Origin of the sequence: Micromonospora sp. DH14 (assembly GCF_029809455.1) — a bacterium.
Taxonomy (GTDB): Bacteria; Actinomycetota; Actinomycetes; order Mycobacteriales; family Micromonosporaceae; genus Micromonospora; species Micromonospora parva.
The window spans coordinates 37,108-59,210 of record NZ_JARVKT010000006.1 but is presented as its reverse complement, the minus strand read 5'-3'; the positions used below and the strand labels follow the sequence as shown (position 1 = coordinate 59,210).

Genomic DNA, 22,103 nt, shown 5'->3' with positions numbered 1-22,103 from the left:
CGAGCCGGAGGAACCAGCGTGCCACTGATCGTCGGGGTGCACGGGATCGGGCACCAGTACGCGAATGCCGGCACCATGCAACAGGCCTGGTTGCCGGCGGTCCGGCACCTTCTGCCCGGCTCCACGGACCTCGCCTGCGCCTTCTACGGGAACCTGTTCCGTCCACCGGGGCGGCTCCTCGGCGGGACAGCAGTGGATGTCGGTGGTGTGGTGGAGAGCGAGTACGAATCCGAGCTTCTCCGCGCCTGGTGGCGCGAGGCGTCGGTGGTCGACGCCGCCGTCGTGCCCCCCGAGGCCCGCACCCTGGCGCGGACGCCCATCGGAGTGCAGGCGGCGTTACGCGCGTTGAGCAACTCGCGCTTCTTCGCCGCCGCCTACCAACGGGTTCCCGCTGCGCTCGACAGCCTCCTGGTGGCTGATCTGCGCCAGGTACGCCGGTACCTGCTCGAGCCGGATCTGCGGCGGGAGGTGATGTCCCGCGTCGAGGCAGTCGTCGCGCCCGACACCAGGGTGGTCGTGGCGCACTCGCTGGGCAGCGTCGTCGCCTACGAGGCCCTCTGCGCGCACCCGGAATGGCAGGTCCGAGCCTTCGTCACGCTGGGCTCACCCATCGGCGTCCGCCAGTTGATCTTCGATCGGCTGTCGCCGCCGCCGCACACCGATGATCGTGGCGGGCCCCGTGGTCACTGGCCCGGATCGGTGCGGGTCTGGACGAACATCGCCGACGCGGGCGACGTGGTGGCACTGACCAAGGATCTGCGGCCGATGTTCGGGCCTGCGGTGCGGTCCTTCCTCGTCCACAACGGGGCGCACGCGCACGACAGCATCCGCTACCTGACCACGGCGGAGGCGCAGGATGCCATCGCCGACGGATTGACCGAGGGCTAAGGCGTGGTTCACAAGCTCGGTCGGAGCCATTCGCAGATGATGATGATGGTCAGGACGGCGTGGAACCGGACGGCCGGTTTGTCGTAGCGGGTGGCTACGGCGGCCTCATGGTCGCGGCGAACTGACGTCGATCGCCGCGCGCAGCTCACGGCGGCCACCGATGCCGAGCTTGGCGAAAATCTTGCGCAGGTGCCACTCGACCGTACGCGCGCTGAGGAACAACGCGGCACCGATCTCCCGGTTAGTCCGGCCAGCCGCGACCAGCCGCGCGATCTGCGTCTCCTGCGGGGTCAGCTCAGCTGGTACGCCGACGGCACGCCTGCGGACCGTCTCGCCGGTGGCAGCCAGCTCCCGGCCCGCCCTCTGGGCGAACGCCTCCGCCCCCATCGCCGTGAACGCCTCGTAGGACGACCGCAGCTGGGTTCGGGCGTCGCCACGGCGGTTCGACCGGCGCAGCCACTCCCCGTACAGCAGCCTGGCTCGGGCCAGTTGCAGACCGAGCTGCGTGGTGGCGAGCCGCTCGATGGCCGTCCGGTAGCGTTCGTCCGCTTCCGCGTCCACCGCGACGAGCGCGTCCGCGAGGGCCTGCGTACCGAGCGCCCAATCCGTCTCTGCCAGGCTGGTCCGCTCGGCGAGGCGTTCGCGTGCCTGAGCCGCGACGGCGTGTGCACCTGAGCGCGTCGCAGCCTCGACCAACTCACCGAGCGCCCACTGTTGAACGGCAAGGTCGTCCTGCTCGGTCGCCCATCGAACGGCGTCCAACGCCGCCGGGTAGTTGCCGAGCCCGTTGAACAGCACCGCCTTGCTGTAACCGGCGACGCTGAGCAACCAACCCATGCCGCCGGCCTCTGCCTCCTTGGTCAAGGCATCGATCAGCTCGATGGCCGGCTCCTCGCGGCCCCGGTGCGCGGCCAGGATCACTGCGGTGGCCGGGTGTGGCGACAGCCCTGCCGCGTACGCGAGAGCCCCGGCCTCGTCGAGCAGATCGGACGCGTCGGCGAACTGTCCGGCGAAGATCAGCGCGGTGGCCCGGAACGTCAACGCGGTGGGCAGCAGTGAGAGCCGCCCGGTCTCCCGGGCGAAGTTCACGGCCTGTCCGGTAAGCGTGTGAAAGGCGACGTCGTTCCACACCTCGTGCAGAACCAGACCGACCAGCCAGGCCAGGTCCACATCGGTCTCCACGGTGACCGCGTGCAGCGCCCGGGAGAAGAGCGGCACTGCTGCGGCCTGCCCATCCAGGCTCCACGCGGTGAAGGCCGCCAGAAGCAGACCGGCCGGGTCCGAACCCTCGGGTACTCGTCGGGCGGCCCGGGCGACGAGCCGCAGGTCGTCGCCGCCGAACCGTCCGGCGTTCAAGGCCGCGCCGACCGCCGAGAGGTACGTCTCCCGGGCTGCGGCCGGGTCCAGCGCCTCGAGCCGGCGGGCGGCCTCGAGGATCGGCGGAACCGCCGCCCGGCCGGAGTTGAGAGCGAACGCGACCCGGGCCCGCAACCGCTCCATCTCGGCGCGCTGCGCCGGGTCCAGGTGACTCAGCTCGGCGGCGGCGAGCAGGCCGGCCACCTGTTCGGTGGCGCCGGCGGCGAATCGGGCCTGCGCCGCGGCCAGGATCCGGCGGGCGCGGGCCGTCGAATCGGCGGTGAGTTCGGCAGCCCGCTCGAGGAAGGCGGCAGCCGCAGCCCGGCCGCCGCGGGCGAACGCTCGACCGGCCGAGCGTTCCAGCTCACCGGCGACCTCCTCGTCCGGCCCCACGGCAGCGTGTGCCCGGTGCCAGGCACGCCGGTCCGGATCCTGCCGTGGGTCGGTGACGTCGGCCAAAGCCCCATGCACCGCGCGCAGTTCGGCGGGTTCGGCCGAGCGGCGGATCGCCGAGCGCACCAGCGGGTGACGCAGTCGTACCCGGGTGCCCAGTTCGACCAGACCGGCCGCCTCCGCCGACACCGCCGCGCCGGGACCCACACCAAGCCGGCTCAGGGCACGCCAGAGCAGCGACACGTCTCCAATCGGCTCTACCGCGGCGGTCAGTAGCAGCCGCCGGCTGTCGGCCGGCAGCGCCGCGATACGGTGCTGGAAGCCTTCCTCGACCCGGCCGGCCAGCGGCGTCGCGGTGTGTCCGCCGAATCCGAACGCCAGCTCCGCCGGGGACAGACCACGGGGCAGCTCGATCAGCGCGAGTGGGTTGCCGCGGGTCTCAGCGATGATCCGATCTCGAACCTGGGTGTCGACCAGTCCCGGTATCGCCCTGTCCAGGAGCGTTCGCGCGTCCGCCTCGGGCAGGCCGTCGATCCGCAGCTCGGGCAGGCCGCCGAGTAGCTGCTCGTCGGTGGCGCTCCGCACAGCGAGGAGCAACGCGACCGATTCCGCGTCGAGGCGGCGGGCGACGAAGGTGAGGATGATCTCGGACATGCGATCCAGCCACTGCGCGTCGTCGACGACGCAGACCAGCGGTTGTTCGGCCGCCGCCTCGGCGAGCAGGCCGAGCACCGCGAGACCGACGAGCAACCCGTCCGGCGGACGACCTACCTGGAGACCGAACGCGGTGGCAAGCGCGTCGCGCTGCGGTTCGGGGAGCCGATCCAGGTGCCTCAGCAGCGGAACGCAGAGCATCTGCAGCGCCGCGTACGCCAGGTCGGTCTCCGCTTCGACGCCCGCGACCCGCACCACGCGATCGGGCTCTGCCCGCTCGGTCACGTAGTCCAGCAGCGCGGTCTTGCCGACGCCGGCCTCGCCGCGCAGCACCAGCACCCGGCTCTGGCCGGCCCGGACGTCACGCATCAGCCGATCGAGCAGGTCGCGCTCACGGTGTCGGCCGAGCAGCTCAGAACCAATGTTGTCACTCGGCACGTTTTCCCCCAGTCGAAACTACTACGCGGCGGTTCGCCCGTCGCGGGCGGGCCGCGAGCCCCGGGTAGGGACTACACCAGCAACAGGCCGGTGATCGTGACGAGCAGCGCACGGCTGAGCCGGTCGGCGAAGATGACGCGGGAGTGGGCGAGCAGCGGGTCCTGCACCGCCTCCGCGACGGCCGGCGACGGATTGGCGAACGGCCAGAGGCCGGCGATCAGCAGGATCGACAGGGCCACGAGTTCCCGGGATGCCGGTACGGTCAACGCGGGGATGCGTTGTCTGAGCAGCCCGGCGAGCCGGACCTGCAGGTCCGTGTGGGTGAGTTTGAACGCCCGGACGGCGTCGGCGGAGATGTTGCGTTCGAGTTCGGTACCGAGCGAACTCCAGAGTTCACAGATCAGCGGGCGGCTGGCTACCGACCGCGCCAGGGCGTCCACCACGGCGGCGGGAGACGGTGGGGTGCCCGTCGCGGGTGGCAGTTCGGCCGGAAGGTCGTCGAGCCACTCGTCGATGGACTGGTTGAGCAGGGCGAAGAAGACCGCCTCGCGGGTCTCGAAGTAGCGGACGACGTTCGTTTTCGACAACCCGACCCGCCGGGCGAGTTCGCGAAGGCTGATGTCGCTGACCGGCATCTCGGTCAAGAGCTGCGCCGCCACCTCGAGGATCGCGCGTCTGCGCGCCTCGCGCTGTTCGGGGTTGCGGGCACGTTGAAAGCTCGGTGGCTGACCGTTGGTACCCATGGCTCTACCCCTGAGGTTCCCCGACACCGCCCGCTACTGGCGGCTACCCTACGCGCCTCCCGATCGCTCCTCGCACGTTGTCCAGCGAGCAGCAGCGGGCCGCGCGACGCCACTCAGCTGTCGTAGCTGACGGACTCGCTCACCGTGCGCCACTTGGCGTCCGAGGCGGCGAGGGCTGTCGCGGCAGCCTGTGCCACTGCCACCGCATCGGCGCCCAGCAGCAGATGGACCGGCGGATCGGGAACCTCGGTGAGGTTCAGGATCACCTGGGAGACCCGCGCCGGGTCGCCCGGCTGATTGCCGTCGGCGGCACGCAGGCGGGCGAGCACCGGCTCGATGACCGGCTTGTAGGGGTCACTGATTGCCAGCATCCTCATCGAGGAGCCGGCCCAGTTGGTGCGCATGCCACCTGGCTCGGCGACGGTGACCTTGATTCCGAACGACGCCACCTCCTTGGCAAGCACCTCGGAGAATCCGCCGACCGCCCACTTCGCCGCCTGGTACGCGCCCAAGCCGGGGCCACCCACCCTGCCGCCGACGGAGGAGATCTGGATGATGTGACCGCTGCCCTGCTCACGCATTGTCGGCAACGCGGCTCGGGTCACGTTGACCACCCCGTGGAAGTTCGCGTCGATCTGCGCCCGGAACTCGTCCTCGGGCATGTCCTCGATCGAGGCCACATCGGCGTACCCGGCGTTGTTCACCACGACATCCAACCGGCCGAACGCTTGCACCGCTGTCGCGACAGCGGCGCGGGCAGCGCCAGGGTCGGTCACGTCCAGCGCGATCGCGCGAACCCGGTCGCCATAGCTGTCGACGAGATCGTCGAGCTGGTCGGGACGCCGGGCGGTGGCCACCAGGTTGTGACCGGCCTCCAGGACGGCTGCGGCGAGGTGCCGGCCCAGCCCGCGCGAACTTCCGGTGATCAACCAGGTCTTGTTCATCTCGACCCCATCCGGTGTGTGGTGGCGGGAGTGACCGATCCGTCCCCGCCGACGTGGCTTGTCGTCAATATTAGAGGCCAGTGGCCTCTTACGAGCCTAGCACGGCAGCGACGTGCCCGTTGTGAGTCGCTGATCGGAACCTCATGGCAGCTCAGGGGCGAGTCGGGCGGGTCACCAGGGAGTCGGGTCGGGGGACCAGGGTGTGCCACGGGGTCGCCAGGGTCCGCGGTCGGAAAGTCTGGGAGGACACCAGCCAGGAGAACCAGAAGGGCCAACTACCCGTGATTCACTTTGTGGAGAAGACCACCGCGACGCCGGAGCAGGTTCTCGCCGCGCTCACCGATTTCGGACCGGGCCGTTCGGAGGTGTTCGGCAACAGCGCCGACGAGTATCTGACGGTGCATGGCCAGGGTGCTGCCTGGGCTGACGTCACGGAAGGCTCGGGCGGCATCTGGGAGCGGCTGCGCTATGACTGGTCGAATCCCCGCCGCGTGGTCATGACGACGACCGATTCCAACATCTGGGGCGGCCGGTCGGGTCACACCTACACCCTGCGGGCGCAGCCGGACGGGACAACGGTCCTGGACGTCGTCGTGGTCCGCGAGGGCAAGAACCTCAAGGGCCGTCTGACCGGCATCGTGCTGGGCTCGGTCGGCAAGAGCGTGCTGCGTAAAGCCTTGAAGAACACGCTCAGAGCCATCGAAGCCCGCAACACCGTCACCGGTTGATCGGACGCTCCAAGTTCGGCGTGTGTCTGCGGACCGCGCCCTTCAGTGCCTAGTGAAAGGACAGACGCGGTGACAACGGCGCAGCACCCTATCGGTTCACAATTCGATGCGGCCTCCACGACGCGTGACGTTCTGGCCACGGTCGACCTGACCGGCAAGACCGCGATCGTGACCGGCGCGAACTCCGGCCTGGGACTACAGACCGCGCTGGCGATGAGCGCCGCGGGCGCCCACGTCGTGGTCCTCGACCGCGACGTGACCAAAGCCCGCAACGCGCTGGTCGGCGCGTCCGCGGAGTACGCGGTCCTGGACCTCAGCGACGCGACCTCGATCGACCGGGTGGCGGCGGAGTTCGTCGACTCCAACCGGCCCGCGCACATCCTGGTCGCATCGGCGGGGATCATGGCCGCCCCGTTCGGACGCGACCCGCGCGGCAACGAACTCCAACTGTCGATCAACTATCTCGGTCACTTCCAGCTCGTGGCCCGGTTGTGGCCGGCTCTACGAGCGGCTGGCGGTGCCCGTGTCGTCACCCTCACGTCGCTCGGGCACCGCCACTCGCCCGTCGTGTTCGACGACCCGAACTTCACACACCGCACATACGACCCCTGGGCCGCGTACGGCCAGTCCAAGACAGCCATGTCGCTGTTCGCGGTCGAGCTCGACCGCCGCGGACAGGCGGATTGTGTACGCGCCTTCGCCGCTCATCCCGGCAGCATCGTCGCCACCGGGCTGAAGCAGTATCTGACGACCGAGCAGCTCGCCGCGGCCGGCATGGCCAACCCGGACGGCAGCCCGATCCTCGACCCGAGCAAGCAGCTCAAGACACCCGAGCAGGGCGCCGCGACTCCGGTGTGGTGCGCCACGAGCCCGCAGCTTGCCGGCCTGGGCGGCGTCTACTGCGAGAACTGCGACATCGCTGAACTCGCCCAGGACACCGATGCCGACACCGCGAACCTCGGCGGTTTCAACGACCTCTCGGGCGTCGCGCCACACGCGGTCGACCCGGACCAGGCCAAGCGCCTGTGGACGCTCAGCGAGGAACTGACCGGCGTCCACCTTCTGTAGAGGGTGACACCCCGGACGTCTCTCGATCGAGCGGTCCGGGTCCTGGCCCCAGGGTGCAGACCAGTGCCTCACCCTGGGGCCAGGCCGCTGCGGCCGGGTGAGGGTAGTGGACATGAAGCAACGCTTGATGATCCTGACGGCCGCGGCAGTCCCGCTGGCGGCCTCCCTCCTGCCCGTGGCCGTCCACGCCGCCACGCGCGACGGCGGCCCGACCGCCGCCACCACCTGCACCGCCGTTCCCGTCTCCACCCCGTCCGGCACTAGGGTGATGTCGGTCACGGCGACCTCCAGAGCCGGAGGCGACTTCACGTTCCCCTCCACCCCGGGGCTTCCGCAGAATCCGCCGATCACGGCAGTGCCGGACTGGTGTGACATCAGCGTCGTCGTGACCCATCCGGGCGCGAACGACACCGTCACCATCAAGATCTCGCTCCCTCAGGATGCGAAGGACTGGAACGGACGCTTCCAGGCCACCGGCGGCAGCGGTTACTCCGCCGGCGACCTCAGTGAGCTGAGCGTTCCGCTGATCAGCGCGGTGAAGGGCGGATACGTCGGCGCGGCCACCGACGCCGGCGTCACGACCGGCCTGGACGCCAGTTGGGGTCTCACCGCCGACGGAAAGACAAACATCGGTTTGCTCACCAACTTCGCCTCCCGCTCGGTGCACGATATGGCGGTCATCGGCAAGGACGTGGCCAAGAGGTTCTACCGGCGCGCGGTGACGTACTCGTACTTCACCGGCTGCTCGACCGGCGGCCGCCAGGGCTACGCGGAGGCGCAGAACCACCCGACGGACTTCCAGGGCATCCTGGCGAACGCGCCGGCGATCGAGTGGAACCGGTTCGAGATCGCTACACTGTGGTCACAGGCGGTCTACAACGAGGAGAAGGTCGCCCCCTCGCAGTGCGAACTGGCCGCCTTCAACACCGCGGCGGTCGCGGCCTGCGACACCCTCGATGGCGTCCGGGACGGCGTCATCGACAACCCGCAGGACTGCACGTGGGACGCCCGTCGGCTGGTCGGCAGGAAAGTCGCCTGCGAAGGCAAGGAGATCACTATCACCAGGGCGGTCGCCGACGCGGTGAACAAGATCTGGGCCGGCCCGGTCTCGCCGATCGGCAAGAAGCTCTGGTACGGCCAGAACAAGGGTTCCGCGTTCAATTTCATCGCCAATCCTGGCGCACCTTTCCAGGTACCCGACCAGTGGGCCAAGTACTTCGTGACGAAAGACCCGTCATTCGACAGCACCAAGCTGACCTACCAGACGTTCACGCGACTCTTCACCTCAGCGACCAGGCAGTACGACGACATCATCGGCAACAATGACCCGAACCTGTCGGCGTTCGCCAAGGCCGGCGGCAAGCTGCTCACGTGGCACGGTCAGTCGGACCAGCTGATCCCGACCCAGGGCACAGTCGACTACCGCAAGCACGTCAACGCTTTCTTCGGCGGGAACAAGCGAGTCGACGACTTCTACCGCCTCTTCCTGCTGCCCGGCGTGGACCACTGCGGAACGCCGCTGTTCAGCACCGGCCCGCTGGTCAACCCGGGCGCCGACCTCGACGCCCTGGTCAACTGGGTGGAGAAGGGGAAGGCCCCGGCGACTCTCCCCGCCACGTCGGTGGACGGCAAGTTCACCGGCAACATCCCCCGCTACCCGCGGTGACCCACCAGAGCAGTCTCATCGCTGCCTGACCCGAGCCCCAGCTACAGCGACGGCCCCGGATTGGTATCCGGGGCCGTCGTTTTGCCACATTGTGGATGTTGCGGCTTCATCAGCCACCGCAGCGGGTCATCCCTCGGCGGTGGGTCGGGCCCACGTCCTGAACCACCGACTGCCCGGCCGCCGCATCCGCGTCAAACCCCGCTAGATCAAACGCTCCAACAGGAGGGACCATCGACGCAGCCGCCCCTCCTCCTCAGGTCGTAGGCGCAGTGCCGTCCTGCGCCAGATGGCGGGGGCCGATCCCTCGAACAGGCTTGTTCCATGGCCTCGGGTGACGCCGTACGGACCTGCTCCGGACACCCGTTCGCCAGGAAAGGCACTGGCAGACGATGCGATCACTTCCTCTTCCCGCCCCCGGCTCACCCCGGTCGGGGCGATCTTTCGTCCGGCTCGGCGCGGTGGTGGCGGCCACCGTCGTCATCGCCGTGAGCGTCGCCGGCTGCGGCGCACCGCAGCACAACCCCGCACCGCCCATCGCCGCTCCGGCGGCACCCGCGGCCGGCGGCGGGGCGGGTTCGGCTCTGACCGACACCGACGTCAACGCCTGGCTCGACGGCCTGCTGCCGGCGGCGCTGGACCGTACCGGCATCGCCGGCGCCACGGTCGCCGTCGTACACGACGGCAGGATCGTCACAACCCGGGGGTACGGGTACGCCGACACCGGTGCCGACGGTGACCCGGCCGTGCCGGTGGACCCGGGCCGGCACCTGTTCCGGATGGGATCGGTGTCGAAGCTGGTCACCGCCACCGCCGTGCTGCAACTCGTACAGGGCGGGAAGCTCGACCTCGACGCCGACGTCGAGACGTACCTCGATTTCGACCTGCCGCGCCACTACGAGCGGGCCGTCACCCTGCGGCACCTGCTGACGCACACCGCCGGCTTCGAGGAGCGGATCGCCGGCCTCATCGGCACCGAGGGCGGCACCGTCGACCTGCGCAGGGCCCTGGTGACCGACCCACCCGAGCAGATCTACCAGCCGGGCACCGTCCCCGCCTACTCCAACTACAGCAACGCCCTCGCCGGCTACATCGTCGAACGGGTCAGCGGGACGCGCTTCGAGGAGTACGTCCAGCGCAACATCCTGGACCGCGCGGGCATGCCGTCGTCGACCTTCGAGCAGCCCCTCCCGGCAGCGCTGCGCGACCGGATGTCCAACGGGTACGACACCTCCGCCGGGCCGGCAGCGCCGTTCGAGATCGTCGGCACGCCCCCGCCCGGTGCGCTGAGCGCCCCGGCGACGGACATGGCGCGATTCATGATCGCCCAGCTCGGCGAGCCGGTGGGCTTCGCGCCCCTGCTGGACAAACCCACCCGCGACCTGATGCAGCGGCCGGCACTCGACTCGACCTCGCTGGGCACGCTGGCCGACGGACCCCGGATGACCCTCGGCTTCTTCACCGAGGACCGCAACGGCCACCGGATCCTCGGCCACGGCGGCGACACCAAGTACTTCCACTCCCACCTGCAGATCTACCCCGACGACCGGGCCGGCATCTTCCTCTCCCTCAACAGCAACGGCTCCGGCGCGCTCGACAGCCAGGAGCTTCGCGAGTCGATCGTGAACGGCTTCGCCGACCGCTACTTCCCCGCCGGTGACGACCAGCCGGGCACCACTGTGGACCCGCCGACCACCGCCGCGCACGCCGCGCTGGCGGCCGGCACGTACGAGTCCTCACGAGCGATCCGGAGCAACTTCCTGACGGTGATCGGCCTGGTCGGTCGGACGACGGTCAGCGTCACCGACGGTAACCGGTTGCTGATGGTGCCGGGTCCACTCTCCGACTCCCCCGCCCACTACGAGGAGGTGGCGCCCTGGGTCTGGCGTGAGGTCGGTGGGCAGCGCACGATCGCCATGCGGGCGAGCGACGACCGGGTCGAGGCGATCAGTTTCGACTCCGCGTTCACGTTGCTGCCCGTCGAGCCCGCCCGCGCCTCCGCGTTGGCTGTCCCGGTGCTGGCCGTGTCGACAGTCGTGCTCCTGCTCACCGTGCTGTCCTGGCCGGTCGGCGCGATCGTCCGCCGTCGACTGGGTCGCGCGCCCCGGGACCGGGCGGGGCGTACCGCGCGGATCCTGAGCCGCCTCGCCGTCGCCGGCACGCTGCTCGCGTTTGCCGGCTGGGTGCTGAGCATCATCACCATCATGAGCCTGCAGGACGTCCCCGGGGCCGTCCTGCGCGCCATCCAGGTGCTGCAGCTGATCGGCCTGCTCGGAGTGCTGCCCGCCACGGTCCGGCTGGTCGACGACGTGCGACGCCACGTCGGCTGGCGGCGGATCGCCGGTAGCGGCCTGACAGTGCTCGCTCTCGCCGGCGCGGGCTGGTTCGCCGTGGAGTTCCACCTGCTCGCGCCTAGCATCTCCTACTGACCCGCCCGACCCGGGACGATCCGGAGCAAGGATGCGCACCGCATGAGGGATCACACCGACACCGAACCCGGCACCCGACTGACGAAATGGCTCGACGGACGGCTCAACCGGCTCGGGTTGACCGGAGTGTTCCCCCGCGACTGCCTGCTGGCGGCGACGCTGACCGTCTCGACGTTCGTCCTGCTGACGGTGCTGTTCCGGTTCGTCGCACCGGCGGAGGGGGTGACGTTCGACCCGGCGCGGGCCTGGCTGCTCATCGCCGTGTGCAGCGCGCAGGCGATGCTGCTGTGCCTGCGTCGGGTCCGACCACTGCTCTGCCTCGGGCTCATCGTCGGCCTTCAACTGCCCATCATCGGCGTATCCCTGCCCGAGGAGGCGACGATCCGGGGCATCGCCCCGTTCATCGCGGCGTACACCGTCGGGTCGTTGCTGCCGGTTCGGCGTGCGCTGCTGGCCGTCGGGGCGGCCGTGGCGGTGGAGTCGGTCGGGGCGGCGGTCGTGCTGATCCCGGATGGGCTGACGGCACTCGCGTACGTCTCGGCGAGCGCCCTGACCTACGCCAGCGCGACCTTCGTCGGCGGTTACGTGGCCACCCACCGGCGCTACGTCGAGCTGGTCCGGGTACGCGCGGACGAGGCGATCCGGGAGCAGCACACGAAGGTCCAGGCGGCGATCGGCGCGGAGCGCTCCCGGATGGCCCGGGAGTTGCACGACGTGGCGGCCCACCACCTCTCCGGCATGGTCGTGCAGGCCGCCGCAGTCGAGCGGCTGATCGACCGGGACCCGGCGGCCGCGAAGGCCGGCGTGGCCTGGATCCGCAGTCAGGGCAAGGAGACCCTGGACAACCTGCGGCTGGTCGTCGGTGTGCTGCGCGGCAGACCGGGGCACGAGGGCGCCGACGGTGCCGCGCCGGTCCCGGGGCTGGGCATGCTCGACGACCTGGTACGCACCGCTGGCAACCTCGCCGGCGCGGTGGAGTTCGTCCGGGAGGGCGAACACCGCGAGGTGCCGCCGATCGCCGACGTCGCGCTCTACCGGATCGCGCAGGAGTCGCTCAGCAACGCCCGCCAGCACGCTCCGGGCGCCGCGGCACGGGTGGTGCTCCGCTTCGCGCCCCGCTCGGTGTCGCTGGAGGTGGTGAACGACCCGGCCGCGCCGCGGCGCGTGCCGGCGGCGCGAGCCGGTGGTGTCGGCCTGGTGGGCATGCGCGAACGCGCCCAGCTGATCGGGGCGACGTTCACCGCCGGGCCGACGGCTGCCGGTGGCTGGTCAGTCACCGCGACACTCCCGACGAACGGTGCCGCCACCTCACGGCCGACGGAAGAGGCCCCAGCATGATCAGAGTGATGCTCGTCGACGACCAGGCCGTCGTCCGCGCCGGCTTCCGCGTCATCCTGGAACAGGACGGTGGGATCGAGGTCGTGGCGGAGGCGTCGAACGGGTCCGCCGCTGTGGAACTGGCCCGCCGGCTGCAACCGGACGTCATCTGCATGGACGTCCGGATGCCGCACGGCGACGGGCTCACCGCTACCCGGCGGATCGTCGCCGAGGCGACCGGGACGCCACCGGCGGTGCTCGTCGTGACGACCTTCGACCTCGACGAGTACGTCTTCGGCGCGTTGGAGTCCGGTGCCAGCGGATTCATCCTCAAGGACTGTGAGCCCGAGGACCTGATCGAGGCGATCCGTCGCCTGGCCAGCGGCTACGGACTCGTCGACCAGGCCGTCACCCGTCGGGTGATCTCGGAGTTCGCCAGGCGCACGCCCGCTCCCCGCTCCGACGCCGCGGCGGCGCACCAGTTGACCGCGCGGGAGACCGAGATCGTGGAGTTGCTGGCGCAGGGCCTGTCGAACGTCGAGATCGCCGAGCAGCTCTTCATCGAGACCAGCACCGTCAAGTCACACCTCGGGCGGGCGATGGCGAAGATCGGCGCCCGGGACCGGCTGCAGACCGTCGTGTGGGCGTACGAGAACGGGGTGGTCCACCGGTGACAGCGGCCCCGATTCGCAGGCCGGCGGTGCGTCCACCGCCGGTCGAGTGTGGACACCCCCGGAGTACGATCCCGGTCGTACCGCCGTGGTGACCTCCAGCTGACGACCCCTCGATAGGAGCCAGGCATGGCCGGCCCGGACCCCGAACTCGCCGCGAAACTTCAGCCCGACGTGCCGCACGCGGCACGGATCTGGAACTACTGGATGGGTGGCAAGGACAACTTCCAGTCCGACCGGGCGGCCGGCGACGCCGTCGCCGAGGTCTACCCGGAGATCGTCCTCATGGCACAGCAGTCCCGCGTGTTCCTGGTGCGGGCGGTCCACCACCTCGCGGCCGAGGCGGGCATCCGGCAGTTCCTGGACATCGGCACCGGCCTGCCCACCATGCAGAACACGCACGCGGTCGCCCAGGCCGTCGCGCCCGACTCGCGCATCGTCTACGTGGACAACGACCCGATGGTGCTGGTGCACGCGCGGGCGCTGCTGGCCAGCACGACGTCGGAGGGGGTCACCACCTACGTTCCGGCCGACTACCACGACCCGGAGAAGATCCTCGCCGAGGCGGCGCAGACGCTCGACTTCAACCAGCCCATCGCCGTGATGTACATGGGTGTGATGGGCTACGAGCCCGACCTGGACGTGGTGCGCTCGATCGTCGGGCGCACGATGGACGCGGTGCCGTCCGGCTCGCACCTGGTGCTCTGGGACGGCACCAACACCAGCCCGGCGGTGGTCTCCGGTGCCGAGCGGCTGGCGCAGAGCGGCGGGGTCCCGTACATCCTGCGCAGCCCGGAGGAGCTCGAAAGCTGCTTCGACGGGTTGATGATGGTGGAGCCGGGCCTGGTGCCGATCCCGCTGTGGCGGCCGGAGACTCCCGACGCCGTGGGGATCGACGCCTACGGCGCGGTGGCCCGCAAGCCCTGACCGGCACGACGTCCGCCCCGCTCCCGCCGTCGACGCGGAGCGGGGCGGACGTCGTTCACCGCTCACACGTCAGGGTCAGGCCGTCGGGCACCGCACTGGTCGCCACGAGCAGACCGAAGGTCGTCGCCGCGTCCAGCGCCAACGCCCCGTTGTACGACGCGTTGCGCACCATGACGTCGATGCCGGCCGTCTCGGCCACCCCGCCCCAGGCCGCCTGGACCCGCTCGTCACCGGACCACCGCCAGGAGACGCGCCACCGGTCCAGCGGCAGCGTCCCGGTGTTGCGGACGGTGACCGTCGCGACGAAACCGCCGCCCCAGTGGGTGTCGATCGTGGCCGTCGCACGGCACGAGGTCAGCGCGGCGGTGCGCCCCGAGGCGACCACGTACGGGTCCCGCCGGCCCTCCACGTCGGTGAACCGGTACCAGTACTCGGTGCCGGGCGTCAGCCGGTCGATGGTCACCGAGCCGTTGCGCTCCGGCCCGGAGACACTCTCGGCGACGACGGCCCGCCACTGTTGGGCGTCCTCGCGACTGGTGAAGAGGCTGACGGTCATCGGCGGGTCGTAGCCGCAGGGTGGGCGGAAGAAGATGGAGTACGAGATGGTCAGGCTCGTGGTGGTGGCCCCGGCCACGCTCGCGCTGATCGGCAACGCCGGTGGGCAGGTCGGCGTCGGTGTCGCCGACGGTGTCGGGGTGGAAGACGGCGTGGGTGTCGCCTCGGCGGCGGTGGTCGTTCCGGTCCAGGCGGCCAGCGCCATGGTCGTGACAGCGAGGAACATGCGGAGCATCGGTACCTCCGTGGTTGCCGGGCACCGATGACCGAGGGGGTGGCCGGTGCCGCGCTCGGGCTTCCGGTCGCCGACGAGGCTGCCCGGCACGGGTGACGTGGCCACCTCGTGCGCCCTGTGGACCGGAGGAGAACTGGTGCGCGCTGGCTCCCCGAGCACTACCGAACCACAGCATGGCAGTCGACAGGCATCGATACAACCCGATCCCGCCGTCCGTCGTCAGGGAGACGGATCGACCCGGACCCGGTCGCTCTCGTGCTCGGAGAGGAAGGACGCGAGTGCCTGCCCCTGCTCCCCCACGGCCTCCCGCTCGGCCGGGGAGAGCCCCCGCAGTGGGCTGACGGTCACCGTGCCCGACTCGACGGTCCAGGTCGCCGCGACCCGGCCGTCGACGAGCACCACGCGCTCGCCGGCCACCGAGAGGAGACGGTGCGCGTCGTCGATGATCCGGCTGCGGTCGTCGTAGCCGAGGATCGCGTTGTCGAACGCCGGCAGGAACCGCACCGGTGCGGGCGTCTCCGGGTCGGGGCGCGGCGCGTCGGGGAGGTCGATCAGCTTCCGGCCGCGCTCGTCGCGGAAGGTGACCAGCTCGTCGCGCATCGCGGTCACCGCAGCCGGCAGCCCGGCGAGACCGCACCAGGCGCGCAGGTCGGCCGAGGCAGCCGGGCCGAAGGCGGCCAGATAGCGGCGTACGAGCACCTGACCGACCGGATCGGCGCTCTGCGCGCTCGACGGGTCGAGCTCCCGGTCGAGCCACGCGGTGAGCAGGGCGTAGCGCACGCCCGCCTTCGCCCGCCACACCCCGCGCGGCGGCAGCTGTGCCATCGGGAGCAGTGCGACAGCCATCTCGCCCAACGCCCGTGGCTCCGACGTCGGCCAGTGCTCGCCGAGCGCCCGCCCGATCTCCGGCATCGAGCGCGGCTCGCCGTCGGCCATCAACGCCCGGGCGGCAGCGGTGAGGTCGTCGAGATCCACCCCGTCGAGCGCGCCGCGATAGACAGCGAGCACCCGCTGTCTCAGCATGGTGTCGTGGCGGGGGCGCCAGGCCACGGCGTCGTCGGCGGTGAGCAGGTGGACGGTGCGGCGCATGAGGTGCGTCCGCACCACGTGGCGCTCGGTCAGCAGCGTCGACAGCACCGTCGGGTCGAACGCGCGCAGCCGCGACCAGAGCCCGATGAACGGCTCCTGCGGCTCCTGGGCCTGGAGACCACCGAGGTGGGCGACGGCGTCGAGGGCCGGCAGGTCGGCGCGGTCGAGCAGCAGCTGCCGGGCGAGCGTCGCGCGGTTGAGCGCCCGGGTGTCGAGAACTGTCATCGGGTCCCTTCGGTCGACCTGATTGTCCGACCGGGGGTGACAGTTCCAGGTGCGCCGCCGGCGCGTGGCCGCCGCTGCGCCCATGGCGGGTACCGTGGCGGTCCCGGCCGGGGTGGGTCGGTGGAGGTCGACGCCCTCCCCGGGGACGCCAAAAAGTTTTGTGCACTTCCTACAACTGAGCGACTGTCGGTTCGGTGGTTGCGCCATAGCGCTGGCCGCCGCCACGCGGAAAGGTGATCACTGCGGGGAGCCGTCGTCTCGCTGCATGCAGGTCGAGGTCTAGCTAAGGGGTCTTTCGGGTGTTCAACCGTGTCGCCATCGTCAACCGTGGTGAAGCCGCCATGCGGCTCATCCACGCGGTCCGCGAGTTGGCCGCGGAGACCGGCATCCAGCTCGAAACGGTGGCTCTCTACACCGACGTCGACCGCAACGCCACATTCGTCCGCGAAGCGGACATCGCCTACGATCTCGGCCCGGCGTCAGCCCGTCCGTACCTCAACCTGGCGGTGCTGGAGCGCGCCCTGACCGAGACCGGGGCCGACGCCGCCTGGGTCGGCTGGGGCTTCGTCGCCGAGGACCCGGCGTTCGCCGAGCTGTGCGAGAAGATCGGCGTCACCTTCGTCGGGCCGAGCGCGGACGCCATGCGCCAGCTCGGCGACAAGATCGGCTCGAAGCTGATCGCCGAGAAGGTCGGCGTGCCGGTCGCGCCCTGGAGCCGTGGCGCTGTCGAGACCCTTGCCGCCGCCCGGTCCGCGGCGGCCGAGATCGGCTACCCGCTGATGCTGAAGGCGACCGCCGGGGGTGGTGGGCGCGGCATCCGCGTGATCAGGAACGAGGCCGAGCTGGTCGACGCGTACGAGCGCACCAGCCAGGAGGCGGCACGGGCGTTCGGCAGCGGCATCGTCTTCCTGGAGCGCCTGGTCACCGGGGCCCGGCACGTCGAGGTCCAGGTGATCGCCGACGGGCAGGGCACCGCGTGGGCGCTCGGTGTCCGCGACTGCTCGGTGCAGCGACGCAACCAGAAGGTCATCGAGGAGTCGGCGTCGCCGGTGCTCGACCCGGCGCAGGCCGCCGAGCTGAAGACGTCGGCCGAGCGGCTGGCCGTGGCGGTCGGTTACCGCGGCGCGGCGACCGTCGAGTTCCTCTACCACCCCGGTGACCGGCTGTTCGCGTTCCTCGAGGTCAACACCCGCCTGCAGGTCGAACACCCGATCACCGAGCTGACCACCGGGTTCGACCTGGTCAAGGCACAGCTGCACGTCGCTACCGGTGGACGCCTCGTCGGTGCGCCGCCGGCCGAGCGCGGGCACGCCATCGAGGCGCGGCTCAACGCCGAGGACCCCGACCGTGACTTCGCGCCGTCGCCCGGCCGCATCGCCCGGTTGGACCTGCCCAGCGGCCCCGGCATCCGGGTGGACACCGGTGTCAGCGAGGGCGACACCATCCCGGCCGACTTCGACTCGATGATCGCGAAGATCATCGCGTACGGCCGCGACCGTGACGAGGCGCTCGGCAAGCTGCGCCGGGCCATGGCGAACACCACGGTGATCATCGAAGGTGGGGCGACGAACAAGAGCTTCGTGCTCGACCTGCTCGACCAGCCCGAGGTGATCGACGCCAGCGCGGACACCGGCTGGATCGACCGGGTCCGCGGCGAGGGCCGGCTCGTCACGCACCGGCACTCCGCTGTCGCCCTGGCGGCCGCCGCCATCGAGGCGTACGAGGAGGAGGAGCGCGTCGAGCGGCAGCGGCTGCTGTCGACGGCGGCCGGTGGACGTCCGCAGGTGCAGCACGCCAGCGGCCGACCGTTGGACCTCAAGCTGCGCGGCGTCTCCTACCGCACCCGGGTGGCCCGCGTCGGCGCGCACCGCTTCCGGGTCGGCATCGAGACCGGTCCGGTCGTGCGGACCGCCGACGTCGAACTCGACCGCTTCGACCGGCACACCGGTCAGATCGTCGTCAACGGCGTCCGCTACCGGCTGCTCACCGGCACGTACGGGCCGACCCACCTGGTCGAGGTGGACGGCGTGACGCACCGGGTCAGCCGGGACGAGGGCGGTGTCCTGCGCTCCCCGATGCCCGCGCTGGTCGTCGCCACGCCACTGGAGATCGGCGCCGAGGTCGAGGCGGGCGCGCCGGTGCTGGTGCTGGAAGCGATGAAGATGGAGACGGTGCTGCGGGCGCCGTTCAAGGCGCGGCTGAAGGAGTGCGCCGTCTCGGTGGGCAGCCAGGTGGAGGCGGGCGCGCCGCTGCTGCGCCTGGAGCCGCTCGCGGACGACGCCGAGGAGACCGCCGGCGACCCGACCGCCGACACCGTCGAACTGGACCTGCCCAGCGCCGCCACGGACGTTCCGGCGTCCGAGCGCAGCAGGCGCGGTCAGGAGGACCTGCGCGGTCTGCTGCTCGGCTTCGACGTCGACCCGCACGACGACAGCCGGGTGCTCGACGGCTACCTCACCGCGCGGCGGACGGCCATCGAGGCCGGCCAGTCCACGTTGGCCGCCGAACTCGACCTCATCGAGGTGTTCGCCGATCTCGCCGAGCTGAGCCGCAACCGGCCGACGGGCGAGGACGGCGGCGCCGCGCACGTCCACTCCGCCCGGGAGTACTTCCACACCTACCTGCAGAGCCTCGACGTCGAGCGGGCCGGGCTGCCGGACGCCTTCCAGACCAGGCTCGGCAAGGCGCTCAGCCGCTACGGCGTCACCGACCTGGACCGCACCCCCGCCCTTGAGGCCGCCGTCTTCCGGATCTTCCTCGCCCAGCAACGCGCGTCCGCGGACGCGCGGGTCATCGCGGCGCTGCTGCGCGCCTGGCTGCGGGAGACTCCGCCGGACGAGACGCTGCGCGAGCCGGCGGGCCTCGCCCTGGAGCGGCTGATCGCCGCGACGCAGGTCCGTTTCCCGGTGGTCGCGGACCTCGCGCGTGGCGTGGTGTTCGCCTGGTTCGCCCAGCCGCTGCTGCGCCGCAACCGCGCCCGCGTCTACGCCGAGGTCCGTGGCCACCTGCGGCACCTGGACGCGCAGCCGGACGCGCCGGACCGCGCCGAGCGCATCGCCGAGATGGTACGCAGCACCGAGCCGCTGGTCCGGTTGCTCGGCCAGCGACTCGTCCGGGACCACCTCGACAATGCGGTCATGTTGGAGGTGCTGACCCGGCGGTACTACGGCAACCGGTCGCTCACCAGCGTGCGTACCCGCGCCGTCGCGGACTGCACGTTCGTCGTCGCCGAACGCGCCGACTCGAGCGTGGTCTCCGCCGCGGTGCGCTTCGACGCGCTGGGCAGCGCCCTGCGCGGGCTGGCCGAGCTGGCCGCCGGCGAGGACGCCGTGGACGCCGACATCTACCTCGGCTGGGAGAACCAGCCGGAGGACTTCGACGCGATGGCGGCGGCGCTGGCCGAGGTCGTCGCCGCGCACCCGCTGCCGCCCCAGGTCCGGCGGGTGACCACCACCGTCGCGGGTCGCGGCGGTGCGGTGATGCACCACCACTTCACCTTCCGCCCGTCGGGTGACCAGCTGACCGAGGACCGGCTGATCCGTGGGCTGCACCCGTACATCGCGCAGCGGATGCAGTTGGAGCGGCTGCACAAGTTCGACCTGACCCGCCTGCCGTCGTCGGACGAGGAGGTCTACCTCTTCCAGTGCGTGGCGCGGGAGAACCGGGCCGACGAGCGCCTCGTCGCGTTCGCGCAGGTGCGCGACCTCACCGAGCTGCGGGAGCAGGACGGCCGCCTGGTCGCGCTGCCGACCACCGAGGACGCGATCGCCGCCTGCCTCGACTCGATCCGCCGCGCCCAGTCGCGTCGGCCGTCGAAGACGCGCTTCAACACCAACCGCATCGTGGTCTACGTGTGGCCGCCGAGCGAGCTGACCCGCGAGGAGATGGAGATGATCGCCGGGCGGGTCCGCCCGACGACAGCGGGCGCCGGCCTGGAGGAGATCCTGTTCATCGCGCGGCAGCGCGACCGCCGCACCGGCGAGCTGACCAGGATCGCCGTACGGATCTCGTTCGACGCCGCGGGCGGGGCCGAGCTGGCCGTCGGGGAGCCGCCGGTCGAGCCGATCGAGCCGCTCGACGAGTACCGGCTCAAGGTGCTGCGGGCCAGCAGCCGCAACACCGTGTACCCGTACGAGCTGACCGGCCGGCTCGGTGACTTCGTCGAGTACGACCTCGACGATGACCACGTGCTGACGCCGGTGGACCGGCCGAAGGGGCGCAACGCCGCCGCCATCGTGGCCGGGGTGGTCACCACGCCGACCGAGCGGCACCCACAGGGCGTCACCCGGGTGGTGCTGCTGGGCGACCCGACGAAGTCGCTGGGCGCCCTGTCGGAGCCGGAGTGCCGGCGCGTGATCGCCGCACTCGACCTGGCCGAGCGGATGCGGGTGCCACTGGAGTGGTGGGCGCTGTCCGCCGGGGCGCGGATCTCGATGACCTCCGGTACGGAGAACATGGACTGGGTGGCGGCCGCCCTCAAGCGGATCGTCGAGTTCACCCAGGCCGGCGGTGAGATCAACATCGTGGTCGCGGGCATCAACGTCGGCGCGCAGCCGTACTGGAACGCCGAGGCGACGATGCTCATGCACACCAAGGGCATCCTGGTGATGACGCCCGACTCGGCGATGGTGCTCACCGGCAAGCAGTCGCTCGACTTCTCCGGTGGGGTGTCGGCCGAAGACAACTTCGGCATCGGCGGCTACGACCGGGTGATGGGGCCGAACGGGCAGGCGCAGTACTGGGCGCCGAACCTGACCGCCGCACGGGACGTGGTGATGGCGCACTACGACCACACGTACGTCGCGCCCGGCGAGGACGCGCCCCGGCGGGCGGTCACCGCCGACCCGGCCGACCGGGACATCTCCGACTTCCCGCACGACGTGCCCGGCAGCGCCTTCGCCACCGTCGGGGAGATCTTCTCCGCCGAGGCCAACCCGGACCGCAAGAAGCCGTTCGACATCCGGACGGTGATGCGGGCCCTCGCCGACCAGGACCACCCGGTGCTGGAGCGCTGGGCCGGCATGGCCGACGCGGACACCGCCGTCGTGCAGGACGTCCACCTCGGCGGTATCCCGGTCTGCCTGCTCGGCATCGAGTCCCGGTCGGTGCCACGGCACGGCTTCCCGCCCACCGACGGCCCGGACACCTACACGGCGGGCACGCTGTTCCCGCGCTCGTCGAAGAAGGCCGCACGGGCGATCAACGCGGCCAGCGGCAACCGGCCGCTCGTCGTGCTGGCGAACCTGTCCGGCTTCGACGGCTCACCGGAGTCGATGCGCAAGCTGCAACTGGAGTACGGCGCCGAGATCGGCAGGGCGATCGTGAACTTCCGGGGTCCCATCGTCTTCTGCGTGATCTCGCGCTACCACGGCGGCGCGTTCGTGGTGTTCTCGAAGGCGTTGAACCCGAACATGACGGTGCTGGCGCTGGAGGGCTCGTTCGCCTCCGTGCTCGGTGGCGCACCCGCCGCCGCGGTGGTGTTCTCCGCCGACGTCAACGCCCGTACGTCGGCCGACCCGCGGGTGCGGGACCTGGAGGCCCGCGCCGGCGCCGCGGCCGGCACCGAACGCGCCGCGCTGACCGCGGAACTCGACGAGCTGCGTTCGTCGGTACGCGCGGAGAAGCTCAGCGAGGTGGCCGCCGAGTTCGATCGGGTGCACAACATCCACCGCGCCGTCGAGGTCGGCTCGGTGGACGCCGTCATCCGCGCCGCCGAGCTGCGGCCACGCATCATCGAGGCCATCGAGGTTCGCCTGGGGTGACCCAGCGAGACCGGGCGG

At 71.0% G+C, this 22,103-nt stretch carries 14 protein-coding genes; 9 read left to right on the top strand and 5 right to left on the bottom strand.

Annotated features, from left to right (window positions below; genetic code table 11):
* Nucleotides 1-18: 18 nt before the first annotated feature.
* Nucleotides 19-888, top strand: a complete 870-nt coding sequence (locus tag QCZ28_RS10625; RefSeq protein ID WP_279516451.1) for a hypothetical protein — start codon at nt 19-21, stop codon at nt 886-888.
* A 105-nt stretch (nt 889-993) separates the two neighbouring features.
* Here QCZ28_RS10625 and QCZ28_RS10620 read toward each other — a convergent pair whose 3' ends face one another.
* From QCZ28_RS10620 to QCZ28_RS10610, 3 genes are all read right to left on the bottom strand, one after another.
* Complete coding sequence (locus tag QCZ28_RS10620) at nt 994-3,729, bottom strand: LuxR family transcriptional regulator (RefSeq protein ID WP_279516450.1); 2,736 nt, start codon at nt 3,727-3,729, stop codon at nt 994-996.
* A 71-nt stretch (nt 3,730-3,800) separates the two neighbouring features.
* Nucleotides 3,801-4,472 carry a TetR family transcriptional regulator gene (locus QCZ28_RS10615; protein ID WP_279516449.1) on the bottom strand — a complete coding sequence of 224 codons (672 nt, stop codon included), beginning with the start codon at nt 4,470-4,472 and terminating at the stop codon, nt 3,801-3,803.
* A gap of 113 nt (nt 4,473-4,585) precedes the next feature.
* Nucleotides 4,586-5,416 carry an oxidoreductase gene (locus tag QCZ28_RS10610; protein ID WP_279516448.1) on the bottom strand — a complete coding sequence of 277 codons (831 nt, stop codon included), beginning with the start codon at nt 5,414-5,416 and terminating at the stop codon, nt 4,586-4,588.
* 293 nt (nt 5,417-5,709) lie between these two features.
* On the opposite strand from QCZ28_RS10610, the gene QCZ28_RS10605 reads away from it, so the two are divergent.
* The 7 genes from QCZ28_RS10605 to QCZ28_RS10575 all read left to right on the top strand — a co-directional run bounded on the left by QCZ28_RS10605 (nt 5,710) and on the right by QCZ28_RS10575 (nt 14,219).
* On the top strand, nt 5,710-6,144 hold the full coding sequence (locus QCZ28_RS10605; RefSeq protein WP_279516447.1) for a hypothetical protein: 435 nt from the start codon (nt 5,710-5,712) through the stop codon (nt 6,142-6,144).
* Nucleotides 6,145-6,213: 69 nt separating this feature from the next.
* Nucleotides 6,214-7,212 (top strand): SDR family NAD(P)-dependent oxidoreductase, encoded by a 999-nt coding sequence (locus QCZ28_RS10600; protein ID WP_279516446.1) that lies wholly within the window; start codon nt 6,214-6,216, stop codon nt 7,210-7,212.
* Between the two features lie 112 nt (nt 7,213-7,324).
* Nucleotides 7,325-8,878: a tannase/feruloyl esterase family alpha/beta hydrolase gene (locus QCZ28_RS10595; protein WP_279516445.1), complete on the top strand. Its 1,554-nt coding sequence runs from the start codon at nt 7,325-7,327 to the stop codon at nt 8,876-8,878.
* Nucleotides 8,879-9,267: 389 nt separating this feature from the next.
* The gene (locus tag QCZ28_RS10590) at nt 9,268-11,304 is read left to right on the top strand and encodes a serine hydrolase (protein WP_279516444.1); all 2,037 of its coding nucleotides are present in this window, start codon (nt 9,268-9,270) and stop codon (nt 11,302-11,304) included.
* Between the two features lie 42 nt (nt 11,305-11,346).
* Nucleotides 11,347-12,642 carry a histidine kinase gene (locus tag QCZ28_RS10585; RefSeq protein ID WP_279516443.1) on the top strand — a complete coding sequence of 432 codons (1,296 nt, stop codon included), beginning with the start codon at nt 11,347-11,349 and terminating at the stop codon, nt 12,640-12,642.
* The gene (locus QCZ28_RS10580; RefSeq protein ID WP_279516442.1) at nt 12,639-13,295 is read left to right on the top strand and encodes a response regulator transcription factor; all 657 of its coding nucleotides are present in this window, start codon (nt 12,639-12,641) and stop codon (nt 13,293-13,295) included. The genes QCZ28_RS10585 and QCZ28_RS10580 overlap by 4 nt, the downstream gene beginning before the upstream one ends.
* Before the next feature lie 126 nt (nt 13,296-13,421).
* Nucleotides 13,422-14,219: an SAM-dependent methyltransferase gene (locus QCZ28_RS10575; RefSeq protein ID WP_279516441.1), complete on the top strand. Its 798-nt coding sequence runs from the start codon at nt 13,422-13,424 to the stop codon at nt 14,217-14,219.
* Between the two features lie 55 nt (nt 14,220-14,274).
* Here the strand turns inward: QCZ28_RS10575 and QCZ28_RS10570 are convergent, their stop codons facing one another.
* Both QCZ28_RS10570 and QCZ28_RS10565 read right to left on the bottom strand, forming a co-directional pair.
* Nucleotides 14,275-15,009 carry a cellulose binding domain-containing protein gene (locus QCZ28_RS10570; RefSeq protein WP_279516440.1) on the bottom strand — a complete coding sequence of 245 codons (735 nt, stop codon included), beginning with the start codon at nt 15,007-15,009 and terminating at the stop codon, nt 14,275-14,277.
* 219 nt (nt 15,010-15,228) lie between these two features.
* Nucleotides 15,229-16,323: a winged helix DNA-binding domain-containing protein gene (locus QCZ28_RS10565; RefSeq protein WP_279516439.1), complete on the bottom strand. Its 1,095-nt coding sequence runs from the start codon at nt 16,321-16,323 to the stop codon at nt 15,229-15,231.
* A 299-nt stretch (nt 16,324-16,622) separates the two neighbouring features.
* Here QCZ28_RS10565 and QCZ28_RS10560 point away from each other — a divergent pair, with 299 nt between their 5' ends.
* The gene (locus QCZ28_RS10560) at nt 16,623-22,085 is read left to right on the top strand and encodes a carboxyl transferase domain-containing protein (RefSeq protein ID WP_279516438.1); all 5,463 of its coding nucleotides are present in this window, start codon (nt 16,623-16,625) and stop codon (nt 22,083-22,085) included.
* The last annotated feature ends 18 nt before the right edge of the window (nt 22,086-22,103 follow it).

Coding starts and splice junctions, on each gene's coding strand:
- QCZ28_RS10615 (WP_279516449.1), bottom strand. CDS start 4,472: ATGGGTACCAACGGTCAGCCACCGAGCTTTCAACGTGCCCGCAACCCC.
- QCZ28_RS10610 (WP_279516448.1), bottom strand. CDS start 5,416: ATGAACAAGACCTGGTTGATCACCGGAAGTTCGCGCGGGCTGGGCCGG.
- QCZ28_RS10595 (WP_279516445.1), top strand. CDS start 7,325: ATGAAGCAACGCTTGATGATCCTGACGGCCGCGGCAGTCCCGCTGGCG.
- QCZ28_RS10590 (WP_279516444.1), top strand. CDS start 9,268: ATGCGATCACTTCCTCTTCCCGCCCCCGGCTCACCCCGGTCGGGGCGA.
- QCZ28_RS10585 (WP_279516443.1), top strand. CDS start 11,347: ATGAGGGATCACACCGACACCGAACCCGGCACCCGACTGACGAAATGG.
- QCZ28_RS10580 (WP_279516442.1), top strand. CDS start 12,639: ATGATCAGAGTGATGCTCGTCGACGACCAGGCCGTCGTCCGCGCCGGC.
- QCZ28_RS10575 (WP_279516441.1), top strand. CDS start 13,422: ATGGCCGGCCCGGACCCCGAACTCGCCGCGAAACTTCAGCCCGACGTG.
- QCZ28_RS10570 (WP_279516440.1), bottom strand. CDS start 15,009: ATGCTCCGCATGTTCCTCGCTGTCACGACCATGGCGCTGGCCGCCTGG.
- QCZ28_RS10565 (WP_279516439.1), bottom strand. CDS start 16,323: ATGACAGTTCTCGACACCCGGGCGCTCAACCGCGCGACGCTCGCCCGG.